Genomic DNA, 7,591 nt, shown 5'->3' with positions numbered 1-7,591 from the left:
GCCCGACATCGTTTCCCTCCCCATGCGGCACTTCCGCGGGCGCGAGGCTAGCGGTTCTCTGTGAACGGTCTGTGCGGGCCCGCGACCTGCGACGGCCGCGGGCCCGCACCGGCTAACCGACCTCGCTCAGCACGCCGAGCACCGCCGACTCGTCCTCGGCCGCCGACAGCCGCTCCCGGAACCCGGCATCCATCAACTTCCGCGACAGCAGCGCCAGAATCCGCAGATGCTCATCACCCGCGGCCGCCTCCGGCACGGCGATCATGAACACCAGCCGGGCCTTCGCACCGTCCAGGGAGCCCCACTCGACCCCCTCCGCCGACCGCGCGAACCCGACGACCGGCGCACTCACCGCATCCGTCTTGGCATGCGGAATCGCGATCTCCTCCCCGAGCCCGGTCGTCCCCTGCGCCTCCCGCCGCAACGCGGTCGCCACCAACTCCTCGACGTCCACGACCTTCCCGGTCCGCGCCAACAGCCCGGCCATCTCCCGAATCACGTCCCCCTTGGCGTCCGCGTCGAGCCGCACCTTCACGGTCCGCTCGGTGAGGTAGCCGGAGAGGACTTCGGGGGCGGGGTTCGCGGTGGTGAGGGAGCCGGAACCGGGGTCGCCTTCGGCGTCGGCCGGGTCGGCATCTGCCGTAGTGTCAACTGCGGGCGCAGCAGCCGCACTTGAGCCACCCGAGCCCAGCACCCCCGCTGTCACCGTCTCTCCGCGCCCAGTCCGCCGCTCCGCTACGACGGCCCCGGCGCCCGGCGTTCCCACGCCGGCCCCGACCAACGCGAGCTCGGGTGCGGCAGTGACCCTGTGCCCGACGGACTGTCCGCGCCGCCTCCGCTCGCTCACGTCGACCAGCGCGACCGTCGTCACCGCGGTGACCGCCGTACCGATCGCCACCGCGACGAAGAACATCGGTACGCCGCTCACCGCACCCAGCACCGCCACGATCGGCCCGCCGTGCGGTACCGCGTCCTTCACCCCGGCGAGCCCGGCGACCGCACCGGCCACCGCGCCGCCCAGCATGTTGGCGGGGATGACCTGCGCCGGCCGCGCCGCCGCGAACGGGATCGCGCCCTCGGAGATACCGAAGCAGCCCATGAACAGCGAGGCCAGACCGGTCTCCCGTTCCTGCTCGGTGTAGAGCCGCTGCCGTATCAGCGTTGCCAGGCCCTGGCCGAGCGGCATCACCGGGATCGCGGCCGCGCACATGCCCATGACGGCCTGGTTGCCGGTCGCGATGAGTCCCGCGCCGAACAGGAACGCCGTCTTGTTGACCGGCCCGCCCATGTCGAACGCGATCATCAGCCCCAGGATCGTGCCCAGCAGGATCGCGCTGGTGCCGGTCATCCCGCCGAGCCAGCTGGTGAGGTGCTCGAACACCCAGGAGATCGGCTTCCCGATCACGTTGACGAAGAACAGTCCGAGCGCCGTCGTCGCCACGATCGGGATCACGATGATCGGCATGATCGGCTGTACGAACTTAGGGACCTTGACCTTCTTGATCCACAGCACCAGATATCCGGCGAGGAACCCGGTCACGATCGCCCCGATGAACCCGGCGCCGGCCTTCGAGTCGTACAGCGAACCGGTGTTGGCGACCCAGCCGCCGATCATGCCCGGCACGAGCGCAGGTCGGTCGCCGATCGCGTAGGCGATGTAGCCGGACAGGATCGGCACCATCAACGTGAAACCGATCACGCCGATGTTGTTCACGTCCATCCAGAAGGAGTCCTTCGGGATGACCAGACCGCCCGAGGGGTCCGGATGGCCGCCGAGCGACAGCGAGATCGCGATCAGCAGCCCGCCGACCGCGACGAACGGGATCATGTAACTGACCCCGTTCATCAGCGCCTTGTACGCGACGCTCCGCTCCCTGCCGGTCGGCGCGGTTGTCGCTGCGGCCGTACCGCCCGCCGTGTGCACGGGCGCGGACCGTACCTGCTCGATCAGCCGTTCGGGATGGCGAATGCCCTCGGCGACCCCGACCACGAGGACCCGCTTGCCGACGAAACGGCTCAGGTCCACGTCCTTGTCCGCGGCGACGATCACGCCGTCAGCGGCTCCGACATCGTTGTCATCGAGGATGTTCTCAGCCCCGATGGATCCCTGTGTCTCCACCTTCATGTCGATGCCGCGGCTCTCGGCGGCCTGTGCGAGTTTCTCCGCGGCCATGTACGTGTGGGCGATGCCGGTCGGGCACGCGGTCACCGCGAGCAGCCTCAACCGCTGCCGCTCGCCATCGCCGCCGCCCGTGGGGGGAGGGCCGGCCGTACTCGTCACGTCGTTCTCCTAACACCTTCGTCGCGCGGAACGCCGTCCCGGACGTCCCCGCAAGATCGATCAGAGGCTCCTGATCTCCGTGCATCCTGCAATATCCGACGCCCGACTCAAAGACGCGGAAGTCCCTGGTCGCCGTCGTCCGCTCCCCTCCGCCCGTCACTCGCGGACACCCTCCTGCGGCTCCCCCGGAAACCCGGTCCGACACCGGACACCCGCCGGAGTTCGGCTGGATCCGTCCGGAGGTGGGCTGGGGGCGGCCGGGTCCACCGGTGTAGCTTGGGTGGGAGCCAGACGTCGCTGCTGATGGCGGTCGGGCGGTCCCGACGCGGACCGACCGAGGGAGAGAGGGCCTCCGACGGACTGCGCTGCGCGTACGGGGGCCATTCCTGTGCCCTCCTTCGGGCACCCCTGTGTCCGCTGCCGCGCAGACCAGCCGTATCCACCAGGCCCCAACCCCGAGGAGCTCCTCGTAATGACGACTGTCGACAACCGGCAGGACTTCAAGGTCGCCGATCTCTCCCTGGCCGAGTTCGGCCGCAAGGAGATCACCCTCGCCGAGCACGAGATGCCCGGCCTGATGTCGATCCGCCGCGAGTTCGCCGCCAGCCAGCCGCTGGCCGGCGCCCGCATCATGGGCTCGCTGCACATGACCGTGCAGACCGCCGTCCTGATCGAGACCCTGGTCGCCCTCGGCGCCGAGGTCCGCTGGGTGTCCTGCAACATCTTCTCCACCCAGGACCACGCGGCCGCCGCCATCGCCGTCGGCCCGAACGGCACGCCCGAGAACCCCCAGGGCATCCCGGTCTTCGCCTGGAAGGGCGAGACCCTGGAGGAGTACTGGTGGTGCACGGAGCAGGCGCTGACCTGGCCGAACACCCCCACCGGCGGCCCGAACATGATCCTGGACGACGGCGGCGACGCCACCATGCTCGTCCACAAGGGCGTCGAGTACGAGAAGGACGGCAAGGTCCCCTCCCTCGACACCGCCGAGTCCGACGAGCACCGCGTCGTCCTCCAGGTCCTGCAGCGCACCATCAGCGACGGCTCGCAGAAGTGGACCCAGCTCGCCTCGGAGATCCGCGGCGTGACCGAGGAGACCACGACCGGCGTGCACCGTCTCTACGAGATGCACCGCGACGGCACCCTCCTGTTCCCGGCGATCAACGTGAACGACGCCGTCACCAAGTCGAAGTTCGACAACAAGTACGGCTGCCGCCACTCCCTGATCGACGGCATCAACCGCGCCACCGACGTCCTCATCGGCGGCAAGACCGCGGTCGTCTGCGGCTACGGCGACGTGGGCAAGGGCTGCGCGGAGTCCCTGCGCGGACAGGGCGCCCGCGTGATCATCACCGAGATCGACCCGATCTGCGCGCTGCAGGCGGCGATGGACGGCTACCAGGTCACGACGCTCGACGAGGTCGTCGACAAGGCCGACATCTTCGTCACCACGACCGGCAACAAGGACATCATCATGGCCGCGGACATGGCCAAGATGAAGCACCAGGCGATCGTCGGCAACATCGGCCACTTCGACAACGAGATCGACATGGCCGGCCTCGCGCAGATCCCGGGCATCGTCAAGGACGAGGTCAAGCCGCAGGTCCACACCTGGACGTTCCCCGACGGCAAGGTCCTCATCGTGCTGTCCGAGGGCCGCCTGCTGAACCTGGGCAATGCCACCGGCCACCCCTCGTTCGTGATGTCCAACTCCTTCGCGGACCAGACCCTGGCCCAGATCGAGCTGTTCACCAAGCCCGAGGAGTACCCGACCGACGTCTACGTGCTGCCCAAGCACCTCGACGAGAAGGTCGCCCGCCTCCACCTGGACGCGCTCGGCGTGAAGCTGACCACGCTCCGCCCCGAGCAGGCGTCGTACATCGGCGTCGAGGTCGAGGGCCCGTACAAGTCGGACCACTACCGCTACTGAGACGGCGACCCAGCACGCTGTGACCGCGTCCGTGCACTGACGCGGTTCTCAGCGGCGGGTCCTCAGCAGCAGATCCTCCGAGGCAGGCCCCCGCACCCCCGTGCCGGGGGCCTGCCCCTTTGGTTCCTCCGGCCGGACCGGCCCGTCAAGACCCAGGACCCCGATGCCCCGCGGCCGTTATTCGCTCCACGATCCGCACGATCACACCCCCCTCGCTGACGAACACTTCCAGTGCGCCCCCGGCCCGTCCGGCTGGCGTTATGTCTCCCAGCTCACCACCCCCTCCGGCGATCACAACGGCTCCGTCGACCTCACGCTCGACGAACTCGGCCGCCCGATCCGGCTGGAACTCCACGCTGCGAGCTGGCAGGTGCGCGGCGCCGCTCTCGACGGCGTCACCTGGGTCCGCACCGACCCCACCGGCGCCGATGCCACCGAAGGCAATGTGCGCGCCCACGCCTTCACCGGCACCTCCCCCGCGTTCCTCATCGCCACCACCCGTCTCCTGCGCCTCACCCCTTCCTCCGCCGCGACCCGCGTCCGCCTGGTCAGCCTCACGGAACCGGTCCTCGCCCCCCGCACCGTGGACCAGTCCTGGGCCTTGCTGAAAAGAGAAACACACGGCACTGACAACGGCCCTCTGACCGTGGACGAATACCAGGTCACAGCCCTGGACACGGGCGAGCAGCACTCCGTGCACATCGCCGGCGACGTGGTGCTCGCGGCACCCGGCATCGAGTTGGAAGAGCTGGAGTCGCCGCCGTCGGTCTTCGGCTGAGCGGCGGTGTTCCGGCCCGGTCGCTGAGACGCAGGACGCGGCCGGGAGCGTCAGGCGGGCGGCGCGAATCCGGTGGAGGGCCGGGGTTCGGCGGGCGCTGCGCTCTGCGGCGTCGGCGGCTCGGGGCTGGGCGCGGCCTGCCCGGCTTCCGCACCTGCCGCGGGGGCACGCCAAACCGGGGGAGCGGAACCGTACGGCTGCTGAGGAGCCGGCGACGGCTGGATCGCCGAGTTGCCGAAGGCACCCGGCACACGCGCCCCGGGCCTGAACCCGCCGGCCGGTACACCCCCGACCGCGCCGTTCCCGAAGGCCCGCCGCACATCTCGCGCCTGCCGCTCCTGCACCACCGCCGCCAGATACGCGGCCGGCGGAACGCCGTGCGGCGCCGGAGTGCCCGTACGAGCCACGAGGTCCGCGGCGAGCCGCTGGGCCATGGCCCAGCCGACCTGCGGATCCAACTGCTGCATCCGCGTCAGGTACTGCCGGATGGCCAGCCACAACCCGTCGGGAACGGCGGACAGATCAAGCTCGGCGAAACGTCCCGTCAGCCACGGCGGCGGCGGAGGCACAAAGGCCGTCTGCCCGGCTGACACCCTTTCCCTTACGACCAGAGTGCCCGCGAACACATCCCCGAGCCGCCGACCGCGCGCCGAGACGAGCGAGGCGATACAGGCGACGACCCCGAAGGTCATCAGGATCTCGATCACACCGATCGCACCCCGCACGAGCGCGTGCCGGAACCGGATCGGCCCGCCGTCGTCCCGCACCACGCGCAGCCCGAACGCCAGCTTCCCGAGCGAACGCCCATGGCTCAGCGTCTCCACCGCTATGGGACCGCCGACCAGCACCAGCACAAAGGCCGCGATCGACATGGCGACCTGTGCCGCCACGTCCAATGAGGCCGTGGAAAACATCAGCGCCACGGTCACGGCGGTGTAGGCGGCGATGGCCACGATCAGATCGAGCAACACCGCCAGCGCCCTGCTGGGCAGCCTCGCAGGGCGCAACTCCAGCGCCACCGCCTCGCCCGTCACCAGCTCACTCACGCCTGCCGCCCTTCCCCTGCCCTGCCCCTGGAACAGCCAGTCTGCCAAGCTGAGGGCACATCGCGCCCCAGTACGACAAGCTGATCCCGGACCAGCAGTCGACGAGCAGCCGAGGAGCAGGCAACCAGATGGACCTCGACGTCTTCGTCTCGGCCCACCGAGCCGAGTGGGACCGCCTCGACGCACTGCTCCGCCGCCAGCGTCGCCTCAACGGCGCCGAGGCAGACGAACTCGTCGCTCTGTACCAGCGCACGGCCACCCACCTCTCCCTGATCCAGTCGAGCGCCCCGGACCCTCAACTCACCGGTCGGCTCAGCCAACTCGTGGCACGCGCGCGTAGTGCGGTGACAGGAACCCGCCGTGCATCCTGGCGCGATGTCACACGCTTCGTGGGGCACAGTTTTCCGGCCGCGGTGTACCGAGCACGCCACTGGTGGGTCCCCACCGCGCTGCTGTCGACCGTGGTCGCGATCCTCCTGGGCTGGTGGATAGGCACCCACCCCGAAGTGCAGTCCTCCATCGCTGCCCCGAGCCAACTGCGCGACCTCACCCGCCCCGGTGGCGAGTACGAGACCTACTACTCCAGCCACCCGGCGGCCGCCTTCGCCGCACAGGTCTGGACGAACAACGCCGAGGCCGCCGCGATGTGCCTGGTCCTGGGCGTGTTCCTGGGCCTGCCGGTCCTCTGGATCCTCTTCGAGAACATGCTCAACCTGGGCGTAGGCATCGGCCTGATGTCGTCGGCAGGCCGGCTCGACACCTTCCTCGGCCTGATCCTCCCGCACGGCCTGCTCGAACTCACGGTGGTCTTCGTCGCCGCCGGCACGGGAATGCGCCTCGGCTGGACCCTCATCGACCCCGGCCCACGCTCGCGCCGCACAGCCCTGGCCGAAGAGGGCCGAGCAGCCGTGGGCATGGCCATCGGCCTGGCCCTGGTCCTGTTCGTCTCCGGCGCCATCGAAGGCTTCGTCACCCCGTCAGGCCTCCCCACCTGGGCCCGCATCGGCATCGGCATCGTCGCCGAAGGGGCCTTCCTGACGTACGTCTACGTCTTGGGCGGCCGTGCCGTGCGTGCCGGTGAGACGGGCGACGTCGAGGCGGCCGAACGCAGCGCCTCCGTCCCCACCGCCGCCTGATGTGCGGGCACTCCTGCTGAGCTGCTAGTCTCCTCTTCGCCCCACAGGAGCCGTTGACACGGACCGGTCGGGGAGGTAGATTCGAACAGTTGCCTAGAACTGGATCTGGTCCGGTCGGCGACAGTGAGTGTCTGTCTGCTTCTAGAAGCATCGATGGAAACGTCGATTTCAAAGAAGCCACACTCTCGATGAATCGGAAAAAAGCGGCCGGTCAGTCCGGCCCGGAACTTCTGATAAAGTCGGAACCGCCGGAAAGGGAAACGCGGAAGCGGAAACCTGGAAAGCATCGAGGAAATCGGGACCGGAAACGGTCTGATAGAGTCGGAAACGCAAGACCGAAGGGAAGCCCGGAGGAAAGCCCGAGAGGGTGAGTACAAAGGAAGCGTCCGTTCCTTGAGAACTCAACAGCGTGCCAAAAAT

6 protein-coding genes are annotated in these 7,591 nt (G+C 69.1%); 3 read left to right on the top strand and 3 right to left on the bottom strand.

Annotation, left to right across the window (positions count from 1 at the left end; genetic code table 11):
* Positions 1 to 112 precede the first annotated feature (112 nt).
* Positions 113 to 2,281 carry a fructose-specific PTS transporter subunit EIIC gene (locus AC31A1_RS42360; RefSeq protein ID WP_489658403.1) on the bottom strand — a complete coding sequence of 723 codons (2,169 nt, stop codon included), beginning with the start codon at positions 2,279 to 2,281 and terminating at the stop codon, positions 113 to 115.
* A gap of 472 nt (positions 2,282 to 2,753) precedes the next feature.
* Between AC31A1_RS42360 and ahcY the strand changes: the two genes are divergently transcribed.
* On the top strand, positions 2,754 to 4,211 hold the full coding sequence (ahcY, locus tag AC31A1_RS42355) for an adenosylhomocysteinase (protein ID WP_393765647.1): 1,458 nt from the start codon (positions 2,754 to 2,756) through the stop codon (positions 4,209 to 4,211).
* Between the two features lie 163 nt (positions 4,212 to 4,374).
* Positions 4,375 to 4,989 carry a hypothetical protein gene (locus AC31A1_RS42350; protein ID WP_489658402.1) on the top strand — a complete coding sequence of 205 codons (615 nt, stop codon included), beginning with the start codon at positions 4,375 to 4,377 and terminating at the stop codon, positions 4,987 to 4,989.
* Positions 4,990 to 5,039: 50 nt separating this feature from the next.
* On the opposite strand, the gene AC31A1_RS42345 is transcribed toward AC31A1_RS42350, so the two are convergent.
* On the bottom strand, positions 5,040 to 6,035 hold the full coding sequence (locus AC31A1_RS42345; protein ID WP_489658401.1) for an RDD family protein: 996 nt from the start codon (positions 6,033 to 6,035) through the stop codon (positions 5,040 to 5,042).
* 128 nt (positions 6,036 to 6,163) lie between these two features.
* On the opposite strand from AC31A1_RS42345, the gene AC31A1_RS42340 reads away from it, so the two are divergent.
* Positions 6,164 to 7,171 (top strand): stage II sporulation protein M, encoded by a 1,008-nt coding sequence (locus AC31A1_RS42340; RefSeq protein WP_489658400.1) that lies wholly within the window; start codon positions 6,164 to 6,166, stop codon positions 7,169 to 7,171.
* 168 nt (positions 7,172 to 7,339) lie between these two features.
* On the opposite strand, the gene AC31A1_RS42335 is transcribed toward AC31A1_RS42340, so the two are convergent.
* Positions 7,340 to 7,591: hypothetical protein (locus AC31A1_RS42335; protein WP_489658399.1), on the bottom strand; the 252-nt coding region annotated here is incomplete at its 5' end.

This window comes from Streptomyces sp. P5F9 (assembly GCF_057961495.1).
This window is presented reverse-complemented; position numbering and strand designations above follow the sequence as displayed.

What these genes read in the sequence shown, in the direction of transcription:
- ahcY (WP_393765647.1), top strand. Translation starts at nt 2,754, where the DNA reads ATGACGACTGTCGACAACCGGCAGGACTTCAAGGTCGCCGATCTCTCC.
- AC31A1_RS42350 (WP_489658402.1), top strand. Translation starts at nt 4,375, where the DNA reads ATGCCCCGCGGCCGTTATTCGCTCCACGATCCGCACGATCACACCCCC.
- AC31A1_RS42340 (WP_489658400.1), top strand. Translation starts at nt 6,164, where the DNA reads ATGGACCTCGACGTCTTCGTCTCGGCCCACCGAGCCGAGTGGGACCGC.